This window comes from Advenella incenata (genome assembly GCF_004217095.1).
Taxonomy (GTDB): domain Bacteria; phylum Pseudomonadota; class Gammaproteobacteria; order Burkholderiales; family Burkholderiaceae_B; genus Advenella; species Advenella incenata.
The window spans coordinates 690,994-711,757 of the sequence record NZ_SHKO01000002.1 but is presented as its reverse complement, the minus strand read 5'-3'; the positions used below and the strand labels follow the sequence as shown (position 1 = coordinate 711,757).

The 20,764-nt window shown below is 54.0% G+C and carries 20 protein-coding genes; 4 read left to right on the top strand and 16 right to left on the bottom strand.

Features of this window, described 5'->3' with window-relative positions; genetic code table 11:
- The first annotated feature begins 182 nt into the window (after window positions 1-182).
- The gene (locus EV681_RS14505; protein WP_130304366.1) at window positions 183-773 is read left to right on the top strand and encodes a DUF4202 domain-containing protein; all 591 of its coding nucleotides are present in this window, start codon (window positions 183-185) and stop codon (window positions 771-773) included.
- On the opposite strand, the gene EV681_RS14500 is transcribed toward EV681_RS14505, so the two are convergent.
- The 4 genes from EV681_RS14500 to EV681_RS14485 all read right to left on the bottom strand — a co-directional run bounded on the left by EV681_RS14500 (window position 748) and on the right by EV681_RS14485 (window position 4,930).
- Window positions 748-1,899, bottom strand: coding sequence for a CaiB/BaiF CoA transferase family protein (locus EV681_RS14500; protein ID WP_128392802.1), 1,152 nt, complete (start codon window positions 1,897-1,899; stop codon window positions 748-750). The genes EV681_RS14505 and EV681_RS14500 overlap by 26 nt on opposite strands.
- A 12-nt stretch (window positions 1,900-1,911) precedes the next feature.
- The gene (locus tag EV681_RS14495; protein ID WP_128392803.1) at window positions 1,912-2,730 is read right to left on the bottom strand and encodes a citryl-CoA lyase; all 819 of its coding nucleotides are present in this window, start codon (window positions 2,728-2,730) and stop codon (window positions 1,912-1,914) included.
- 126 nt (window positions 2,731-2,856) lie between these two features.
- Window positions 2,857-3,921: a maleylacetate reductase gene (locus EV681_RS14490; protein ID WP_130304365.1), complete on the bottom strand. Its 1,065-nt coding sequence runs from the start codon at window positions 3,919-3,921 to the stop codon at window positions 2,857-2,859.
- 4 nt (window positions 3,922-3,925) lie between these two features.
- Entirely contained in the window at window positions 3,926-4,930 is a 1,005-nt protein-coding gene (locus EV681_RS14485; RefSeq protein WP_128392805.1) for a Bug family tripartite tricarboxylate transporter substrate binding protein, read from the bottom strand.
- A gap of 145 nt (window positions 4,931-5,075) precedes the next feature.
- Between EV681_RS14485 and EV681_RS14480 the strand changes: the two genes are divergently transcribed.
- Window positions 5,076-5,987: a LysR substrate-binding domain-containing protein gene (locus EV681_RS14480; protein WP_128392806.1), complete on the top strand. Its 912-nt coding sequence runs from the start codon at window positions 5,076-5,078 to the stop codon at window positions 5,985-5,987.
- A gap of 190 nt (window positions 5,988-6,177) precedes the next feature.
- On the opposite strand, the gene EV681_RS14475 is transcribed toward EV681_RS14480, so the two are convergent.
- The 3 genes from EV681_RS14475 to purB are packed head-to-tail and all read right to left on the bottom strand — an operon-like array spanning window position 6,178 to window position 10,053.
- On the bottom strand, window positions 6,178-7,692 hold the full coding sequence (locus tag EV681_RS14475) for a fumarate hydratase (RefSeq protein ID WP_130304364.1): 1,515 nt from the start codon (window positions 7,690-7,692) through the stop codon (window positions 6,178-6,180).
- 4 nt (window positions 7,693-7,696) lie between these two features.
- Window positions 7,697-8,671, bottom strand: coding sequence for a Bug family tripartite tricarboxylate transporter substrate binding protein (locus EV681_RS14470; RefSeq protein ID WP_130304363.1), 975 nt, complete (start codon window positions 8,669-8,671; stop codon window positions 7,697-7,699).
- A 20-nt stretch (window positions 8,672-8,691) separates the two neighbouring features.
- Complete coding sequence (gene purB / locus EV681_RS14465; RefSeq protein WP_130304362.1) at window positions 8,692-10,053, bottom strand: adenylosuccinate lyase; 1,362 nt, start codon at window positions 10,051-10,053, stop codon at window positions 8,692-8,694.
- A 108-nt stretch (window positions 10,054-10,161) separates the two neighbouring features.
- Between purB and EV681_RS14460 the strand changes: the two genes are divergently transcribed.
- On the top strand, window positions 10,162-10,902 hold the full coding sequence (locus tag EV681_RS14460) for a GntR family transcriptional regulator (RefSeq protein ID WP_128392810.1): 741 nt from the start codon (window positions 10,162-10,164) through the stop codon (window positions 10,900-10,902).
- Window positions 10,903-10,934: 32 nt separating this feature from the next.
- Here the strand turns inward: EV681_RS14460 and EV681_RS14455 are convergent, their stop codons facing one another.
- Together EV681_RS14455 and EV681_RS14450 are read right to left on the bottom strand one after the other, a co-directional pair.
- Complete coding sequence (locus tag EV681_RS14455; RefSeq protein WP_341273442.1) at window positions 10,935-12,149, bottom strand: MFS transporter; 1,215 nt, start codon at window positions 12,147-12,149, stop codon at window positions 10,935-10,937.
- Entirely contained in the window at window positions 12,142-12,912 is a 771-nt protein-coding gene (locus EV681_RS14450; protein ID WP_130304361.1) for an SDR family NAD(P)-dependent oxidoreductase, read from the bottom strand. The genes EV681_RS14455 and EV681_RS14450 overlap by 8 nt, the downstream gene beginning before the upstream one ends.
- A gap of 152 nt (window positions 12,913-13,064) precedes the next feature.
- Between EV681_RS14450 and EV681_RS14445 the strand changes: the two genes are divergently transcribed.
- Window positions 13,065-13,610 carry a TetR/AcrR family transcriptional regulator gene (locus tag EV681_RS14445; protein WP_207227075.1) on the top strand — a complete coding sequence of 182 codons (546 nt, stop codon included), beginning with the start codon at window positions 13,065-13,067 and terminating at the stop codon, window positions 13,608-13,610.
- Between the two features lie 390 nt (window positions 13,611-14,000).
- Here EV681_RS14445 and EV681_RS14440 read toward each other — a convergent pair whose 3' ends face one another.
- The 7 genes from EV681_RS14440 to EV681_RS14410 form a co-directional block, all read right to left on the bottom strand.
- Window positions 14,001-14,438, bottom strand: coding sequence for an SEL1-like repeat protein (locus EV681_RS14440; protein ID WP_128392813.1), 438 nt, complete (start codon window positions 14,436-14,438; stop codon window positions 14,001-14,003).
- 121 nt (window positions 14,439-14,559) lie between these two features.
- Window positions 14,560-15,501 carry a D-2-hydroxyacid dehydrogenase family protein gene (locus EV681_RS14435; RefSeq protein WP_128392814.1) on the bottom strand — a complete coding sequence of 314 codons (942 nt, stop codon included), beginning with the start codon at window positions 15,499-15,501 and terminating at the stop codon, window positions 14,560-14,562.
- A 7-nt stretch (window positions 15,502-15,508) separates the two neighbouring features.
- On the bottom strand, window positions 15,509-16,510 hold the full coding sequence (locus tag EV681_RS14430; RefSeq protein WP_242612266.1) for a Bug family tripartite tricarboxylate transporter substrate binding protein: 1,002 nt from the start codon (window positions 16,508-16,510) through the stop codon (window positions 15,509-15,511).
- A 183-nt stretch (window positions 16,511-16,693) separates the two neighbouring features.
- Entirely contained in the window at window positions 16,694-17,296 is a 603-nt protein-coding gene (locus EV681_RS14425; RefSeq protein ID WP_128392815.1) for a 2-hydroxychromene-2-carboxylate isomerase, read from the bottom strand.
- 14 nt (window positions 17,297-17,310) lie between these two features.
- Window positions 17,311-18,705, bottom strand: coding sequence for an FAD-dependent oxidoreductase (locus EV681_RS14420; protein WP_128392816.1), 1,395 nt, complete (start codon window positions 18,703-18,705; stop codon window positions 17,311-17,313).
- A gap of 60 nt (window positions 18,706-18,765) precedes the next feature.
- On the bottom strand, window positions 18,766-19,734 hold the full coding sequence (locus tag EV681_RS14415) for a Bug family tripartite tricarboxylate transporter substrate binding protein (protein WP_128392817.1): 969 nt from the start codon (window positions 19,732-19,734) through the stop codon (window positions 18,766-18,768).
- Between the two features lie 33 nt (window positions 19,735-19,767).
- Window positions 19,768-20,433, bottom strand: a complete 666-nt coding sequence (locus EV681_RS14410; RefSeq protein WP_128392818.1) for a GntR family transcriptional regulator — start codon at window positions 20,431-20,433, stop codon at window positions 19,768-19,770.
- Between the last annotated feature and the right edge of the window lie 331 nt (window positions 20,434-20,764).

Genomic DNA, 20,764 nt, shown 5'->3' with positions numbered 1-20,764 from the left:
TAGAAACAGCCACTTACAGCCATTATAAAGAACCGCGGCAGCCAGCGATATACTTTTTTACAATCGCTTTCAAACTCAATATGCAACGTATTTGCTTGCTCCCTGGCCGACACCGTTGGCGTTATGATCATCAATGTGGTCAAATCCATACTCATTAACAAGCAACCTCCAAAGACAAGACAATGACTTCCTCTTGCAGGCTGGACCAGGCTTACAGCGCCTTTGATGCTGTCAACAGAACCGACCCCAATATTTTCAACTGGCAGGGGAAAGACTGGCCACGTGAGTTGTTCCTGGCCACGAAACTGACCGAGTGGGTCCAAAAACTGGCCCCAAATGCGTCCGAACCCCTGCAACTGGCCGCGCGCTGCCAGCATATCGGTCGCTGGCAGATCCCCCGCCGTGAGTATCCGGAAGGACGTAATGGTTACCTGACCTGGCGCAAGGCCCTGGCCCAGCACCATGCCGACATGGCAGCGCGTATGCTAAGTGAATTAGCATACGATGCTCCAACGATCGAGCGGGTAAAAGCGATTGTTCTCAAACGCGGTATCAAGCAGGATGCCGATGTACAGGTCATGGAAAATGCCTTGTGCCTGGTCTTTCTGCAATATCAGTTCGAAGCATTCCGGCTGGAAAATGAAAAGAAAATCGTGAGCATCATTCAGAAGTCATTGCTCAAGATGGATGACGCAGGACGCCAGCAGGCACTGACGCTGGATTACAGTCCTGCCGGGCTTGCGGTGATTAACGAGGCGTTGTCGGGGCTGTAGTTAATGAACTCAGCACCTCTTCATTGTGCTCGCCCAGTACAGGCGGCGGTATAACCTCGGTGCTTCTTTGCCCATCGAACGAAACCGGCGGACGCACAGTATGAAAGTCACCCATAGTCTTGTGTCTGGCAGAAACCAGGATTTGCAGATGCCGGGCCTGCGGATCTTCCAGCGCCTCGCTGGTGTCGTACATGGGCGCATGCGGCACATCTTCAGACTCCAGGCGGCGGCACCACTCATCGCGTGAGTGCTTCACGAAGATCCCCCCCAGAATCTGGATCAGTGCTTCCTGATTCTGGATACGTCCGTTACGGTCGGAAAAGCGCGGATCGTCAAAGAGCAAGGGTTGTTCAATCGCTCTTGCCAGGCCTTGCCAGAATTTCTCGGGCGAGGACATATGCAGGGCGATCCACTTTTGGTCGGCGCATTTCAAGACATAAGACTGGGATACGCTCGGGCGGCTATAGGGCCCCATGATTTCGCCCGCCGAATAATAATGCGTAAAAGCATCCAGGTTGAAGTGACTCATGGCTTCCAGCATGGACACCTCTACTTTGCGACCCACTCCCGTGCTATTGCGCTCATGCAAGGCGCCTAGAATGCCGTATGCGGCGTAGAAACCAGTAATGGAATCGGCCAGCGCCGGACCTACAACGCGGGGGTTCTCTGGGTTGATCAGCAGCCCCAGGAAGCCACTGGCGGCTTGCGCTACCGAATCATAGGCAGGCCGTCCTGCTGCCGGGCCGGTTGGTCCGAACCCACTAATTGAGCAGTAGATCAGCCTCGGGTTGATTTTACGCAGCCGCTCTTCACCTACATTTAGCCGTTCGGCCGCGCCCGGCCGAAAGTTCTGAATATATACATCTGCTGTACTAATCAGTTCATCGAAAGTGGCCAGATCGGCGGCGTCCTTGGTATTGAGTGTGACACTGCGCTTGTTCCGGTTATATGTCTGAAAGTGCGGGCTGTACAGGCCGCCTTTAAAGGCGCGAAACGGATCGCCCGTACCCGGCTGCTCAATCTTGATCACATCGGCCCCCAGGTCTCCCAACAGCATGCCCGCTGCGGGACCCGTAATGAACGTACCTTGCTCCAGTACACGGATGCCATTAAGTACTTTAATCATGATAAAACTCCATCAGGGGGTCTCGGCGTGATCGGGGGTAAAGTTGTCGGGCAACTCACCGTCGTAGACGTAATTGCGTGTCGCCTGATACGACAAGGCAAAGCCGATGGGTTTTTGGAACTCCTCTGTCAGATGGCCGATAAGACCCGCAGTACGAGCAAGAATCGGCACGCCTCGCAAGGCAGTCATGGGAAAACCTACGCCCAGCAGTACGGCTGGAATGGCTGCAGATACATTGAGCATAAGAGGCTTGCCGACAACCTCTGGGATCACTTTTTCTACCGCATCAGCAATGTGCACATAAGTCATATCCGCCGCGGCGCGCTCGGCGACTGCAAACAGCGCGGTCACGCGCGGATCACGCGCTTTATGCAGGGGGTGCCCGTAACCGGGTATGGCGCGTCTGGCGGCACGGTACTCGCCGACCACTTGCCTGGCTGCTTCAACATAGTCTTTCCCGTCGCCGGCACGTACACGAATCTCCTCAAGAAAAATACCGCTGGTTTCAGAGGCTCCCAGAATGACCGAACCGCAACCCAGGATGCCTGCCGCGACCGCGCCCTGCAAGGCGTCGGGCGCTGCCGCCAGTGTCATGCGACTGGCCTGCACGCTAGGGACCAGGCCGTGTTCCGCAATGGCCACCAATGTGGCATTTAATACCGCTGTTGCTGCCGGGGTAGGTGGCTGCCCTGTCACCAGCAAGTGAAAATAGTCTGTGAAAGACATATTGCCGATCAGTTCGACCGCAAGATCTTTGCCTCTAACGACAATGGTCTCGCTGTTAGATGTACAGATGGCTGAGTGAGGAATGGTTTCTTTACCGATTTTCATAACGTTCCAATGAGAAGCATTCACGCAGTTACGCATGCAGGTACGCACCTATAACCGGATGAATGCATTGAATAAATTAGAGCTTGTTGAAAAATTCATCGTGATCGATGTCTCGAACAGAACCGCTTATGTGGGCCGATACCCTTCAAATGCAGCTTGAAGCAACATGCGTATGCCGTGATGCGCTATAGGACGAGGGTTCCAATACGGTGTGGCAATTGCGATATCGGCCGCCCTGTCCAGATCACTCTCACGCATCCCGATGTCTTGCAATGCCATTGACACGCCAAGCGACTGGGCCAGATCGTACAAGGCACGGGCAGCGGGAACCGTTTCCTGACCAAGGGCGCGGGCTATCCGTTGCATGGCCTCTGGTGCAGCACTCGCGTTGTAGGCCATCGCATGCGGCAAGATAATGGAGTGGGTCTGCGCATGCGGCAGATCAAAGCTGCCGGCCACGGTATGGCAAAGCTTGTGATGCAAAGCCATGCCCGCACCGGCAAGCACCATGCCGCAAAGCCAGGCGCCGTACAGGCATTCAGACCGCGCGGCAAGCGAGTTGGCGTTCTGACCGAGTTGACGCAAACCGTTAGACATGGCGCGTATGCCCTCTTCTGCCATTAGTGCCAGCACCGGATTTCCCTCTTGGGCATACAGTCCTTCTGCGGCATGTGCAATGGCATTCATGCCGCTCACGACAGAAATATCAAAAGGCAACTTCAAGGTAAGCGATGGATCGTAGATGACGGTGCGCGGTAATGCTCGCGCATCTTTACCGGTTTTCTTTAAACCATCCGCGGTGATGCCATAAATGCTGGTCATCTCCGATCCCGAATAGGTGCTAGGCACTGCCAGTATGGGCAGGCCACTTTCAATAGCCAATGCCTTGGCTAGTCCTATGGTAGAACCGCCACCCAGTGCCACAATACAATCGGCATTCTCCCTGCGCACGGCCTCCTGCGCATTGCGTACTGTGGCAACGGGCACATGCATGACTGCCTGGTCATAGATACCGACGCCGCGCTCGGCAAGCGCATCCACAGCCTGGTGCGCCAGCGCACGCTGACGCGGAGTGCAGAGCACCAGTACTTTGCGAACACCAAGCAGACCGGCCTCATCCTTCAGCGTGCTCCAGGCATCCGTACCAAATACCACTCGTACTGGCTGCGCGGTATATATGAACGTTTGCATCACGTCAGTTGACCTTTGCACCGGATTTTTTCACCAGCTCAGCCCACTTGTCGATTTCAGCCGCTTCGAACCTGGCCAAATCCCGGGTTGACTCTCCGCCTGGCTCAACGCCCTGTGTCTTGAGCTTTGCCGCCAGATCGGGATCAGCCAGCGCTACGTCAGCGGCCTCTTTCAGCTTGGCCATGACCGGCGCTGGCGTACCTGCCGGAGCGTACATCATGAACCACGCCACCAGATCGAACTCGCTTTTGGTCTGCTCTGCAATACTGGCTACATCAGGGGCTGCGCTGCTGCGCTGGCTGCTTGAGACGCCAATAGCGCGCAACTTGCCTGCCTTCACATGTGACAATACCGCGGCGGGGTGATAGAACATGAACTGCACTTGTCCGGACATCACATCCTGCAAAGCCATACTCCCTTCCTTGTAGGGCACATGCAGCATCGTGCCGCCCAACCGGTCTTTCAGCAATTCACCGGCAAGATGTCCCGACGTACCACTGCCCGCCGAAGAAAACGTTATCCCCGGAGGCGTTGCCGCTGCCTTTCCCAGATCTTCGACCGAGTGATACGGAGATTTTCCACCTACCACCAGAATGGTAGGGGTTTGTCCAACAAAAGCGATGGGCTCGAAATCCTTCTCGGGATCGTAGCCACGCTTTGAGTACAGTTCTTTGTTGATCGCGTGCGTGCCTACCGTACCCATGATGATCGTATAGCCATCTGGCGCACTTCGGCTCACCTGCGCGGTCCCGATCGTTCCGCCCGCACCGGCCTTGTTCTCGATAATGATCGACTGCCCCAGTGCTTTGGACATTCTGTCGGAAACCAGCCTGGCAATCGTGTCGGTCGTTGTGCCCGGGCCAAATGGCACGACCATGCGTACCGCTTTGGAGGGGTATTCCTCGGACTGGGCTGTGGCCACCGCACATAACAAGGGCACACAAACCAGTGTGACAAGCAGGCGTCGCACAGCGCGACTATCTCGCGCATTCTTAAAAAAATTTATCATTGTCTCGTCCTGTGTAGTGCTTTTCGCACTGTATTGATTATTGGTATATGACTTATTGCACGATCAAGTCTAGCTGACCTGATGAAAAGATAGAAATGATTGTTTTCGTCTGATATGATCGATGTTATCGATAGATAGAATACCTATGGAACTCAGACACTTACGATATTTCATCGCCCTGGCAAGCTCGCTGAACTTCACGCGTGCGGCTGAACGCGTTCATGTGACCCAGTCCACGCTGTCGCACCAGATCCGCCAGTTGGAGGAAGAAATTGGCCAGCATTTGTTCGATCGCAGTAGCAAGCGCGTGGTACTGACCGAAGCTGGTGAATCGTTCCTGATCTATGCTGCTCGCGCCCTGACTGTCATTGACCAGGGCCTGAGTGAGTTAAAGCAAACGGTTGCCCCCATGACCGGTACGGTGCGTATAGGCACAACACATACATTCAACCTGGGGTTCCTGCCAGACTGCATTGCCCTGTTTCTGAAGCACAATCCGACGGTCAAGATCGTCATTGAGGAATTATCGGGGGACGCCATCACGGATGGCCTGAAGGCAGAACAACTGGATGTGGGTATCGGCTATCGCCCTGAACTGCAAAAGGAGATACGCTTTGAGCCGTTGTTTAATGAGGAGCTGGCCCTGATCGTGGCAAAGACCCATCCGCTGGCCAAGCGCAAGCGCTTGCGTATTGCTGAGCTGCATCGAGAATCGCTGGTTTTATTACCATCAAGCTTTTCAACGCGCCGCCTGCTTGATGAGTGTTTTAACGCCGCTGGCGCCCAACCCAATATTGTTGCCGAAATGAATACGATCCCGGCCATGCTGGGCCTGGTTATGCGTGACAACGTCGGCTTTATCGCCGCGCCTAGCGCCGTGGCGGAACATAATAAGCCCCTGCGCGTCATTCCGCTAGAGGGGCCGACACCCATCCGTACCCATGGCCTGCTGTTTATGGACAGGCACGTTCAGACGCCAGCCAGCATGGCCCTGATCTCCCTGATCCGCAAGCAGACCAAGGCCAAAGCCAGCGAACTGGGGGCCACGCCCGCGTAACAGCCATGCCGGTATGGCGCAATCGTAAGACCATGAGCAACATGGCAAAAATCGCCACTCTATCGCCACTGGCATGCAAAGCGGTGATGAAAAAGATGCGAGCGAAGTGCTTGATCGCCTTGAGGCCAAGTACAGAAATCAATCAAGCTCCTGATCTTCAAGTGCATAACGTGTGTTTCTCTTCGGCAACTTACTCTTGGATCATCGGAATAATCGGCACAACCCCCTTGTGTATATAATCGCCCGTACTATCTATGGCAACCGTCGCCGGAAAGTCGCGGACTTCAAACTCATAAATGGCTTCCATGCCAAGGTCCTCGAAAGCAACAACACGAGAACGTGTAATGGTTTTGGCGATCAGGTACGCTGCGCCGCCTACCGCGCTCAAATAAGCAGTGCCAGTCTTTTTGATCACGTCAATGGCCTGCCTGCTACGTTCGGCCTTGCCAATTGAAATGAGCAGCCCCGCCTTTTCGATGAAGTCTTCCAGATAGGCATCCATGCGGTTGGACGTCGTCGGGCCGGCCGGTCCCACCACTTCATCGCCGGTGGCATCTACGGGCCCCACATAGTAAACAGCACGCCCGCTCAATGACACAGGCAGAGGCTGGTTGTGATGCAGCAAATTCGCAATACGTTTATGCGCAGCATCGCGCGCCGTGAGCATTTTGCCCGATAGCAGCAACATGTCCCCTGCCCTCCAGCTTCTCACCTCTTCTTTGGTCAGCGTATCCAGATTGACAGCAATAGACTCGGCGACATTGACCGTATCCGGAATATCCGCCCACAGGCTTTCGTCATGAACCGGCAGACACGCCGCCCCGCTTCCATCCAATTCAAATGTCATATAGCGAGTGGCGGCGCAATTGGGAACAATGGCAACGGGAAGCATGGCGGCATGGCACGGTGCATGGCGCAGTTTGATATCCAGCACCGTGGACTTGCCACCTAACCCCTGGGCACCGATATTCAGTTCGTTATTGATACGCTCGTATAGCGAGAGCCGCAAGCGTTCGTAATCATCAAGCGTGCTCTTGTGCTTCAGTTGCTGAATATCAATGGGCTGGTGCAGCGACTCCTTGGCCATTTGCATCGCCTGCTCAGGGCTGCCGCCCAGGCCAATGCCCAATACGCCGGGCGGGCACCAGCCCGCGCCCAGTGTCGGCATTTGTTCCAGCACCCAGTCCTCTACGGATTCGTTCGGGTTCAACATGGCAAACCGGGCCTTGACGTCGCCCCCGCCCCCCTTGGCGCTCACGGTAACGCGCAAGGCGTCGCCCCGACACATGGTGATATGCAGCACTGCCGGCGCGTTATTGCCCGTATTTTTGCGCGCACCCAGCGGCTCGCCCACCGTGGTCGCCCGCAAGGGATTGTCTGGGTGGGTGTAAGCTGCAATAACCGCATTGTCGGCCACTTCCTGCAATGACGGCATGGGCTGCGCGTCGGATGAAAAACGCACATCCATGCCGATTTGCAGGAATACATGTGCAATACCCGTGTCCTGGCAGATCGGCCGCCTGGCCGACGCACTCAGCTTGCTATTGATCAGAATCTGCAAAATGGCGTTTTTTGCATAGCGGTTGTCTTCTTCAATATAGGCCTGCTTCAGGGCACGAACGTAGTCAGGCGGATGATGATGACTGACATATTGCAATGCGCTGGCAATACTTTTTTCCAGGTCTTCCAGGCGTATGGTATTCATTTTTTTACTGAGGCTCGATGCCGGCTTGCTTGATAACGTCTGCCCATTTGCCGATTTCCGACTGGGTGAACTTCTGGAACGCATCCGGCGCGTAATCGTCCTCTGGCAACAGGAAGATTCCCTGTTGTTCCATTTTGTCGGTGAAGGCCTTGTTCTGCATGACCTTCTGATAGGCCTTATACGTGGTATCGATCATGGCGCGCGGCGTGCCCTTTGGTGCATAAATACCATACCAGGTTGACGCTTCAAGACCCGGCATCGTGCTTGAAATTGTGGGCACATTGGGAAATTGCGGCATGATTCGCGAGGCAGTCAAAGCCAGCGCCCGGATCTTGTCTCCTTTGGTCTGGGGCAAGGCGGTATTGGTTTGATCGAACATGGCGTCAACCTGCCCACCCATCACATCGTTCAGCGCGGGCCCCGCTCCCTTGTACGAAATCTGCATGATCTTGATTTTTGCCTTGGCGGCAAACAATTCGGCCACCAGGTGAGAGCTGGAGCCAACACCGGCATTGCCAAAATTGATCTTGCCCGGGTTGGCCTTGGCAAACGCGATCATCTCGTCCACCGTCTTGTATTTCGAACCCGCGCCAACCAGCAACACCAGTGGCGTGTCGGGAAAGCGAAAGACCGCGTCAAAATCCTTGATAGGGTCATACTTCATTGTTTTGTACAACGAAGGGGCTGCGGCCATATAACCGAAATGGCCCACCAAAAAGGTATAACCGTCCGGCTTGGCGTTCGAGGCCTTCGCTGCACCAATTTGCCCGCCGGCACCACCGACGTTCTCAACCACGATGGGCTGCTTCAGCTCTTTTGATACTTCAGCAGCAACCATCCGCGCCATGCCATCGGTCGGGCCGCCTGCGGCAAAGGGGACAATCCACGTTACTGGCCGCTCCGGATAGGACTGGGCAAAAGAGGGGTTGGCGCAAGTCAATGCTGCCACAGTTGTGATTAATAGATAGGTAGTTTTCATAAAGGATTCCTAGTTGGCATTCAGATACGTGCTGAAGCGTTCAGGGCTTGGGCGACCATTTCCGGTGCCTTGCCCAGGTAATTGGCGGGGTTGGTCAATGCCTGGATTTGCTCGTCAGATAAGTGCTGCGTGACGGCCGGTGTTTGCATGAGTACGTCGGCCAGCGTCTGGCTGCCGCTGTTGACCTTGCGGCAGGCGTCGTACACAACCTCATGGGCCTGGTGTTTTCCTACATGGGCAGCCAAGGCCATCATGACTGACTCGGCCACGATCAGGCCTTTGGAAATACCCAGGTTCTTCTGCATTTGCGCCGCATCCACTTCCAACCCGCCCAGCGCGAAACGGGCCTGGGCAAGCGCACTTGCCGTCAGCAAAAAGCTCTCAGGAATGGCGATCCACTCTGCATGCCAGGGGCCGGTAGCCCGTTCAAAATCCTGGACCATGGCATCGAGCATCAGCCCGGCATGCTGTCGCACACCCTTGGCGCAGGCCAGCATAATTTCACTTGAAATCGGGTTTCTTTTCTGCGGCATGGTGCTGCTTGCCCCGCGTCCTTTAACAAAGGGCTCATACACTTCTGCATACTCGGTCGATGCCATCAGCATGATGTCCAGGGCGATCTTGCCCAAAGAGCCAGTGACCAGGGCAAGAAAATTAAGCGCTTCTGCAAAATTGTCTCGTGCCACATGCCAGGTTGTTACCGGGATGCCCAGGCCAAGCTCCCGCATCATTTCAGCCTGCACCTCCAGACCCATATCGCCGAGCGAAGCAAGCGTACCGGCAGCCCCGGCAAGCTGGCCAACCTCTACACGCGGTTTCAGTTCGCGCAAACGCTGCTCGTGCCGGTCAAACATGCCTAGCCAGATCGCACACTTATAGCCGAACGTAATGGGAAGCGCCTGTTGCAAGTGCGTGCGCCCTGCCATCGGGGTGTCTTTATACGTTGATGCCAATTCTTGCAGGATTTTCCTGAGCGCGCGAATATCCGCCTCCACCAAAGCCAGCGCCTCCTTGATCTGCAGCGCATTAGCGGTATCCATAATGTCCTGGGTGGTCGCTCCCCAGTGGATGTACTTGCCCGCTTCTTCGCATTGCTCTGCAAGCTGGGTCACCAGCGGCAGTATGGGATAGCCCACATTTTCCGTTTCGTGCTTAAGTCGTTCAAAATCGAGTTGCTCAAACTTTATTTGGCCCTCGATTTCGGCCGCGGCCGTTGCCGGAATCACATTCAGGCGCGATTGGGCCTTTGCCAGGGCTATTTCAACTGTAATGTACTTGCGGATAAGGCTGGCATCCGAGAACACATTGCGCATGGCGGGTGTACCAAACGTATCGCGAAACAGCAGGGAATCAAAAACAGTGGATGCAGAGGCAGACAGCATGAGGTCATTTCCATTATGTACGAACATATTAATATAATATATTATGTACGTACATATTAAATATCGGTAATAACCCTCATCTGGTGAATTGCCCGTATAATTTCCAGCATGAAAAAACTGACCAAATACAACGAAATTGCGCTGAGCCTGAAAGACGACATTGCCTCCGGAAAATACGGAATTGGCAGTCTGTTGCCGACGGAATTCGAGCTATCGGCTATGTACAGTGCAAGCCGGCAAACCATCAGATCGGCCATTGCGGAACTGGCTCGCCAGGGATTTGTCAGTCGCACCAAAAAACTGGGCACACGCGTAGAATCTGCGCTGCCGCAAAACATGTATCTGCACCGGCTTGACTCAATCAACGATCTGGTGCAGTTTAGCAATGAGAATAAAAAAGTGGTGCAGGCGATAGAACAGATTGTGCTGGACAAACAACTGGCCGCAACGCTGGGGCTGGAGCCGGGGCTGCATGCATTGAAAATATCCACAATGCGCTATGGCAAGGCCGGGGACAAATTGCCGATCGGGTGGACCGATATTTATGTTGTGTTAACCGGTCTTGATCTGGCATTACTGGCCGACAGGGTCAAAGCAAAGCCGGATGTATTGGTCAGCGCAATACTGGAGGAAGAATTTAACGTGACGCTCAAGGCGGTGAGTCAGGAGATAGACTCTATCCTTTTGCCGGAAGCGCTGGAGGCCGTGCTGCAAGCGCCCTCTCCTGCCCCGGCCCTGAAAGTGATTAGACGGTATATAGACAATAACGACGAAGTGGTGGAGATCAGCATCACTTTGCATCCAAGCGGCCGGTTTTCATTGCTGCTGGATGCAAAGCGGGAGATGTAGGTCTGCGTTCATTAGCCAGACAATGGTACTGTCTATGCACACTCCGACTGCAACGCACCCGCCACTTTCACGGTCTGCCTACCAGCCTTTTCTTTCAGCACCAATGGCACCACACTCAGCACTCCGACCACCGCCAGCGCCGCACCTACCCACAGCGGGGCACGCATGCCAAAGTCCAGGCTGATGCCCAATCCACCCAGCGCCGAGCCCGCAAACAAGCCGATATTAATCACAGAAGCGTGGACGGTATTCACCAGCGGGCTTGCATTTGCGGTCTTGATCACGCGTGCCACCATGGCCGGGTTCAGTGCAACACCAGTCAGCCCGATCAGTATCAGGGCGCCCAGAGCGACAGGCTGCAGTTGTCCGAAAAGCGCGAATGCAATGAGCGCTGCTGTCAGGACAATCTGGCCCCAGAACAGAACCTGCATAGCATGACGATCGGCAAGTCGTCCCACAATGAAATTGCCAATAACGGTTGCTGCACCATAAAGCATGAGCAACAAGGGAATGGTTGAAGCGTCATACCCACTCACGTTGAGCAGAATAGGGGAAAAATAGCTGAACGCGGCAAAGGTTGCACCAATAATCAAAGCGCTGGTGCCGTATGCGGCCCATAGGCGGCCATTATTGAGCGAGACCAATTCTGCCAGCGCACTGGTGCGCTGTTCAATTCGCGAGGCTGGTAACGTAAAGGCAAGCAAGACGCCCGATGCTGCCGTCATTGCGGCCACCAGCCAGAATACGAAGCGCCAGCCGAACGCCTGTTCCAGCGCAGTGGCTGCCGGCACGCCGAACACAGTTGCAAACATCAGGCCGCTGATAACGATAGCGGCCGAGCGGGCCACCTTGCCGGGCGCAACCATTTGGGCGCAAATTGCCAGCGCCAGGCCGAAACAGGCCGATGCAGCAACGCCGCACAATATGCGCCCCACGACCATGATTTCATATGTGGTTGCCGCAGCAGCAACCGACTGTCCAATCGTATAGACCCCGATAAGTACAAGCAGTGCACGCTTGCGCGGCACGTTCAGCAGCGCCAGCATCAAGACCGGCCCGCCAATGACCATGCCCGCCGCGTAATAGGAAATCAGATAGCCAACTTCAGGAACCGAAACATTCAGCGCCTGTGCAAGCGAAGGCATCATGCCCGCCACCATGAACTCGGAGGTGGTCAGGGCAAAAACAGCGAGCGCCAGGAAGTAGACAATCACAGGCATGGTTTGTTGCTCTTGAATCTTAGACATTTGCGCCGCCATCAATCAACAGGCTGGCGCCGGTAATCGAGCGTGCCGCATCGCTGGCCAGATACACAGCCATGGCGGCAATCTCGTCCGGTGTGTTGTAACTGGAGATGGCGCGCAGGCTGCGTTGACCGTCAGCATGCGGGCTGTTGGCCGGGTTCATGTCGGTGTCGGTCGAACCCGGCTGGATAATGTTGACCGTGATGCCACGCGGCCCCAGGTCGCGCGCGGCGCCTTTGGTCAGCCCCCACACTGCCGCCTTGCTCATGGCATAGAGCGACATATCCGGGCTGGGTACCCGTTCGGCCAGGCTGCTGCCGATATTGATGATGCGCCCACCGTCGGTCATGACCTGCGCGGCGCGCTGAATGGCGGCAAAGACTGCACGGGCATTCACGCCCATCTGGCGTTCGTAATCGTCCAGCGTGAATTCCCCAGTTGGCTTCAATTCAAAGATTCCCGCGTTATTGACCAGAATATCCAGCTTGCCGAAATGCTTAAAGACCGTAGAAACAGCCTCTTGCACTGCGATGGGGTCAAGGCTGTCCACTTGCAAGGCCAGCGTTACAGGCGCGGCTGGGGACGCCTCGCCAGAGGTGCTTTTCAGCGATTCAATCTCTGCGACCAATTTTTGCGCCGCCTCGCTCGAGCTGGAATAGGTAAAGGCAACATTCGCGCCCTCCTTTGCCAGGTGACGCACAATGGCTGCGCCAATACCACGGGAGCCGCCGGTGACCAGGGCTGTTTTTCCTGTAAGCTGCAACATATCAATTTCCTTTTTGAATGATCGTTATATAATCCTAAATTGAAGTGTCACACGCCGTCAACATATTTTTTGAGTAATCGTTATATAATTTAGTTATGGTAACCAGAGGCCGACCTCGCTCCTTCGACAGAGATGCTGTGCTGCGCGCCGCCATGCAGCTGTTTCAGGCTCACGGCTACGAAGGCACGTCCATGGCCGATCTGACTGCGGCCATGGGTATTCCTGCGCCCAGCCTGTACAACGCATTCGGCAACAAGGAAGGATTATTTAAGGAAACGGTGCAGTACTACGTCACACATGACGGCAGTGCGACCGCCCGTGCCCTGCGCGAGCAACCAACAGCACGCAAGGCAATTGAAATCATGCTGCATGAGGCGCTGGGGCCAGTTGCAAACACGAACAAAACCCACGGCTGCCTGGTGGTGCTGGGTGCCACCAATTGTGCCGAGGAACACCGCGAGGTCGATGATTTTCTGAAGGGACTGCGCCAGGGCAACTACGAAGCCGTGCATCAGCGTTTGCGCAAGGCCCAGGCCGAAAAGGAATTGTCGGACACCGTTGACACGGCTGCGCTGGCCAGTTTTTATGCAACGCTGATGAACGGCCTTGCCATTCAGATGCGGGACGGCGTGCCGCGCGCAGTACTGGAAAAAGTGGTGCAAACGGCCATGGCGGCCTGGCCTGATCAGGCGGGATGATTATTGGCTGGCTCAGCTAGCGATTGATTCTTGTCATACCGATATTCAATAAACTCGTTATGCAACCTCGTTTCCCCCAGCAGTAGCCAATCTCGATCGTCTGGTCATGGCATAACCATCAAAAATTGACGATCACATGAGAACGCCACATAATCACCGCAAAAACTGCGGTGATTACATCTGGCAATCTCCGCATAAACCTGACCGAAAATATGATTCCACAGCGCCGCTGGCTGTCGTCAGTCACGCACAGAAGCCGCTACTGGGGCACGAAGCACAAGCTTTGGCCGCTCCATTCTGGACTGTCCTTCAAACCGGGTCGCGCTAGACGAAGCGTCAGTCTTATCGATATTAAAATCCAGGCGCCTATGCCCGCTTTTTCCTGCCCGATTATCCGGCAGCGGAATCACAAGGCCGATCTCCCGGCGGCACTTGCCGCACCCGTCCAAGAAACGCCCATTGATACCGTGCCACTTCGCTTCCCTGGGCAAGCGCCCGCCCAATCCATTGCCCGGCCTCGCACCGATCCGCTTTAACCGCATCGCCATAAAGCGTTGGTCCAACCAAAAGCGCCATGCCAAGCATTTCCTGCGCCGCCAAATGATCGGCCTCTCCTGCGGATCGCAATAACGTCAGCATCTGCTCATAATGACCTGCGGTCTGGGCTTCGAGCGCCAACTGAAACGTCTGCCCGGGTGAAATGGCCCCGTTGGCCAGCGCCGATATTGGTGTTGCATAAGTCGCAAACGCAAGCACCACCGTGGTCCAACCTTTGCGAGATACCGAGACAAGATTGGCTCGCGTATCTAATGAATGTGTTGATGCCATATTTATCTCCCGTTGGTTTGTACGAGAGTCATTCTGGCGTATCAAGGCATTCAAGGAAAGACGGATTATCCGTAGAATGCCTAAGGCAAATCCTGAGACCAATCCGAAAGTTTGCGTGCACTCACACCAGGTTGGTTGGTTCGCCCGCAAAAAAGTGATTGATATTATCAAACGCAGTTGCGAAATAACTTTCGTAATTATCTCGTTCTACATACCCCAGGTGCGGGGTGCATAATACATTTGGCATATCAAGCAGCGGCGAGGCGGTAGCCGGTTCCTCCTCATAGACGTCAACGGCTGCAAAGCCGGGAGCGCCGTTAGCCAGCGCATTCTGCAGCGCGCCGGTTTCAATCAGCTCTGCCCTGCTGGTGTTGACGATCAACGCGTGGGCACCCATTCTGGCCAGATCGGCTTCTTTTACAATGCCCTGCGTCTCATCATTAAGACGGATATGCAGGGAAACGATATCGCTTTGTGCAAAAAAGTCTTCCCGGGATGACGCCACTTCAAAACCGTCGGATCGGGCTTTATCCGTCGATCCCGACCTGCCCCACACCCAGACATTCATGCCGAAGGCACGACCATATCGCGCAACCTGCTCGCCGATTCTGCCATAGCTCCATATGCCCAACCTGTGGCCCTGTAATTTCTGACCAAGACTTCCCTGCCACAAGCCCTGCTTAAGACGATTGGCCTCGGCCACGATATGCCGGCGGCTGGCCAGAATCAACGCCCAGGTAAGTTCTGCGGTCGCGGTGCCTGACCCGGCTCCCTGAGCCACAGCGATGTCCAGGCGACGGCAGGCCGCAAGATCAATGTGCCCTGCCACCTTGCCTATTTGACTGATGAGCTTTAACCGGGGCAACTGCCTGAGCATATCTTCTGTCAACACCGTTCTTTCCCTGGTCAGCACCAGCGCATCGGCTTGCGCAAAACGTCGCACCAGTTCATCCGGATCTTTACAACTGTCATTGTAGACAGTCACTTCATGCGATTGTAGTTTCGTGAAACAGTCCAGATCACGAACGCAATCTTGGTAATCTTCAGGAATGATGATGTGCATAATAGGTCTATTGAATTTTCAGATTAAGCTTTTTGGCAATACCATCCCAGGTTTTCAGATCTTCCCTGATGACTTGATTGAACTCCTCTACACTATTGCCGCCCGACTCGATACCCATCGATTTAAATGTCTCTGCCACTCGGGTGTCGGCCAGCGCTTTTTTTACATGCTCATTCAGCTTGCTGATGATGGCCGGATCAGTTCCAGCCCGGGCCAGCAAGCCATACCAGGGATGAATCTCAAATCCGGGAAAACCTTGCTCGGCAATCGTGGGCACATCGGGCACCACTGGTGACCGTTTTGCCGTAGGCACGGCCAACGCCTTGATTTTATTGTCTTTCAACAAGGGCAAGGCAACCGTGGTATCCAGGAAAATGGCGTGGATCCTGCCCGACAGAAGGTCCTGGATAGCGGGAGCAGCGCCCTTATACGGCGTGTGCTCCAGTGCGATACCCGCCCGGTCCTTGAGCATTTCCATTGCCAGATGCCCAGACGATCCATTGCCCGAAGAGCCATAGAAATAGGCAGAGGGCTTGGCCTTGACCATGTCAATGAATTCGCCCAAGGTGTTTACCGGCGTTTTTACATTGATCACCAACAGATGCGAGATATAACCCACCACAGAGACGCCGGTAAAGTCAGTGGTCATATCAAATGGGAAATCAGAACGCAGCGCCGGCGTCGTCACGGCCTGGATAGAGGGAAAAGCCAGGGTATAACCATCGGCAGGTGCGTTGCGCACTTCGCTCAACGCAATCACACCAGTGCCGCCCGGCTTATTGATGACCACAATGGTCTGCCCCAAGCTCTCGCTCATGGGCCTGGAAATCGCCCGGGCCATCAAATCAGTCGGGCCACCGGGCGCAAATGGCACCACGATCTTTATCGGTTTTTCAGGATAGCTGCCTGCCTCAGGCGTGGCGGCAAGTACCCGTGCAGCGAAAGGCAGGCCGGCCATTGCCGCCGCGCCTTGAATCAGCATTGCTCTACGCTTATCATTCACCTTCATTGTTGTCTCCTTGTCATTGTCGTCTAATTATTCAAGGATTCTACCTTCCACCTGACTGACAATTACAAGTGCAATTTCACTGAATGGAATTGCAGGGGTAATACCAGAAAAATCGGGGCTGATATGGTTAGATATGAACTCGCAGCAACAACATGTCGTCCGAGCAAACATGTGCGCACATACTTACCCTGCTTCTAACGCACGCGCCAGCAAATCGAGCCTATCCTGCCCCCAAAAAATTTCTTCTTCAAGCACATAACTCGGGACACCAAATACGCCTGCCTCTATGGCATCGTCCGTGTGTCGCTCCAGTAGATGCTGGCATGCTGGTTGCCGGGTCTCAGCAAGAATAGCATCGGCATCAAGGCCCTCATTGTTTAGCAAACTGGTTAGCACTTGCCAATTTGAAATATCAAGGTTGTCACGCCAAATTGACGCTAGGATCGCTTGCAGTAAACCAAAGCGTGTTTGCTGAGGCAAATGTCTGCAAGCTACCATCAACAAACCGGCTGGCGTCCTGTCTACGGGATAATACGCAGGCTCAAGCGTCAGCGCAATATCCAGATAATGGCGCCAGCGGTCCAGCTCTACCTGCCGATACCGTCTGCGCTGCTCGGAGCGATGTTGATACAGCAAGCCCCCCGACGCATGAAGTACACGCGTAAAATCCACCGGCCGAAAAGACACATCAAGATCATGTCTCTCGGCCAGCTTACTGAACCGCTCATGGCCAAGATACGTCCACGGACTGGCGACACTGAAATAGTAGTCGACATGGCTCGTCATTGATAGGCGCCCCCTTATTGCACGACATCTTCAGCATGCAACGGCATGTCCATCTTCGACAAGATCGATTGGACCTTGGTTACATCCACTTTACGAACCGACACGCCATCATCAATCGCCACCGATGCCGCAATCCCCGCCGCCTGGCCCATCGCCATACATGCCGGCATATTTCTGGAGCGGGCATGTGCATCATGGTCGGCCGAGATCGCCCGGCCCGCCACCAGCAACTGCTCGATACCTAACGGGATCAGACTTCGGTATGGAATTTCGTAAGGCTTCATCCCCTGGAAGTCGACGTCTCCGCCTTTGGGGTCGTGGATATCCAGAGCGGATACGTCTGCTGCGATGCTGTCCTCAAAGCGCGTGCCTTCAATAGAATCTTTCCCGGTCAGCGTGTATTCGCCTTGGATGTGACGCGTTTCCCTCACGCCAAGGACCGGTGCAATCTGTCCGATGCCAGCCTGTTCAAACCCTGGAATTCTATCTTTCAGAAACTTGGCTACGCCTTCAATCTGCCGATAGCATTCGATCAGCGCATCACTAAATTCCTTAGGCGAAAACACATCGACACCCAGCACGCGTGTACCGTTAACATACAAGACACCGTTGGCCGTCTTCAGCGTAATATTGTCGCGCTGAAGGACAATGCCTTCTTCGTCCTGGAATTTCTTCAGTAATTTGTTAAAACCCGTCAGCCAAAGTCCATACTCCAGACCCTCATCAGTATCAGGAATAGCCTGCGCCGGTACATCGTCTGTTGTCTTAGCCCACTGAGCCAGGCGGCGCAAGTCTACATTTGACATTGTGAAGTACATTGAGACTGGCTGCATTTTTTCTTCTTTACCGCCGGAGCCCATTACAAATGGCGCACCCGCTTTATAAGCCATGTCCGCATCGGCCGAGCAGTCAATCACGATCTTGGACCGTATGCATTGGCGACCTGCCTTACTTTCAATAACTACCCCTTCAACGGCATCTCCATTGATGATCGGTGCAGAAACGAAAGTCTCGAACAGAATCTGTACCCCGGCATCAACACACAATCGTGTGAGCAGTATTTTCATTATCTCCGGATCGCACGGCGAGGCTATTTTCATGCCTCCGGTCTTGGTTAGTGCCATGTAATCGTCACCCGCACCCCCTTCAGTACGGGCCAGATTCCACACTTCCAGAGGCAGTCCTCCTATGAGCGCCCCCGAAGGTTTGGTATTTAACCCCAAGGTAAGATTTCCACCGAGCGATCCAAACCTTTCTATCAGTGCGACCGTTTTACCCTGCCGTGCCGCACTGATGGCAGCAAAGGGGCCGGTCGTACCGCCACCGACCACCACTACGTCAACCTGCATCAACGTGGGGATCCGCTTGGCGGGTTCGACATAATCTTCTTGAACATCCTTGATACTCATACAAACCTCATCTCTCATTGTTTTTTAATTAAATTCTGGCTAATAACAAGGCGACTGTAGCTACTGAACCGTCACATTTGCCTGCTTGATGACCTTTGCCCACTTTGTAATTTCATTGTCAATAAAGGCATCGAGCTCGGCAGGCGTACCCGGTTCGGCCTCAGCCCCAAAAGTAGTCATTTTTTCCTGCACTTTGGGATCGTTAAGAACCGCTACAGCATCTCGATTGATTTTTTCAACGATATCCACGGGCGTTCCGTGAGGTACCACCATCGCCAGCCACGACACAGCCTCAAAGCCCGGGTAGCCCGATTCATTCATGGTCGGCACATTGGGCAACTGAGGACTGCGATCAAGGCTGGCCACAGCCAGTGGCTTAAGCTTGCCGGTCTTGATCTGCACCATCGCAGGTACAATATTGTCGAACATTACCGATATTCGATCAGCAATCAAATCAGAATAGGCATTGGGCGTTCCCTTATAAGGAACATGCACCATCTCGGTCCCACTTAGCGCATTCAACATCTCACCAGCCAGGTGATTACTCGTGCCCACACCGCCCGAGCCAAAAGTTAGCGCTTCCTTATGCCCTTTGGAGAACTCGACCATGTCCGGTACCGTTCCATAGTTGCGGCTCTGGTTAGTGACCAAGACTAGCGGCAGCTTTGTCACTAAAGTTACCGCATCAAAATCGTCACGAAAGTTGTATTGGAGATTTTTATACAGTGTCGTGCTTATGGAGTTGGCCACCGTAGCCCACAGAACCGTATATCCATCGGCCTTCGCCTTGGCGGCTGATTCGCTGCCGATATTGCCACCGGCTCCCGGCCGGTTATCCACAACAACGCTTTGTCCCCATTTATTGCTAAGTTCGTTGCCAACGATTCGTGCAATCACATCAGTTGCTGTCCCTGCAGGGAAAGGCACAAGAAATGTCACGGGACGTTTTGGAAACTCCTCGCTCCAGGCTGGCGTCTGAACCAACAGTGTCGCCAGAAGTATTCCCATACTATGTCTTAGTCTAATCATGGCTTGTCTCCTTGATTTTTTTATGTTTGCAAGTTATTGCTCCAAATACTCCCGCAATACTTTCTTGGCTTCGCACAAGTGCCGTTTGAGCAGATCCAATGCCTGATCAATGGCACCTTGCTCAATGAATTGCACTAATTGGATATGCTCCTCATCGCCTGTCACTGCCCAACTGTCACTTTCCAAAGTTTGTCGTCGATACAGCGTAATCAAATTGTGTATCGTCTTAAATTGCGCGCTGATGCGCTGATTCCTTAGAGCAGAAATAAGCACTCCATGGAATTTTTCGTTCGCTGTCGCCAATTGCATGACGTTCTTGTTATCCAGTGCCTGACGCGCCTGCTCAAGACATACTCTGAGCTCCCCCGACACTTTCTTGGCGAGCACGGGATTTTGACCCAACTCATGCAATGCTGCTGACTCCAGGATCCAGCGTATTTGGTAGATTTCGGTGATATCTTCCAGGCGTGGGATAATCACTCTGACCTTGCGCCCGGCCAGCATTTCGACCAAGCCCTCTTCCATGAGCAGACGCAACGCTTCCCGTACCGGGGTTCGGCTTACATCGAACTCACTGGCAAGCTTGTTTTCGGAAAGCAACTCTCCGTGCTTAATGTGACCCTGCAGGATTTGATCTCGCAAGGCATTAGCAACCTTGACCCAAAGGGGATCAAAAGCGTGTTCCAGATAAACGACCATCTTTCTTCCTTTTTGTATACCTGTATACAAGTATATGTGTATTTTTCCTACGTAGCAATGGATATTCAGGTCGTTTTTTACAGGGTAATCCCTTGTATTCTCTATTTGGCAGGTGAATATCTGTGAATTACCCGCTCATCGCAACCGGGAGTACGGCAAGGAGCCGCAACGACTCATCCCACTACGCCAAGGAGTTATTGCGAATGTAGCGTTGCATTAAGCGAATGCATTTTTCTTAATCGTTGCAGACGATTCAAAAAACGAACTTGGATGTAACTATATAAACAAAAGACGCAGAAGCCGGGCACTTAGCCTTGCAACTGCGTCTTTT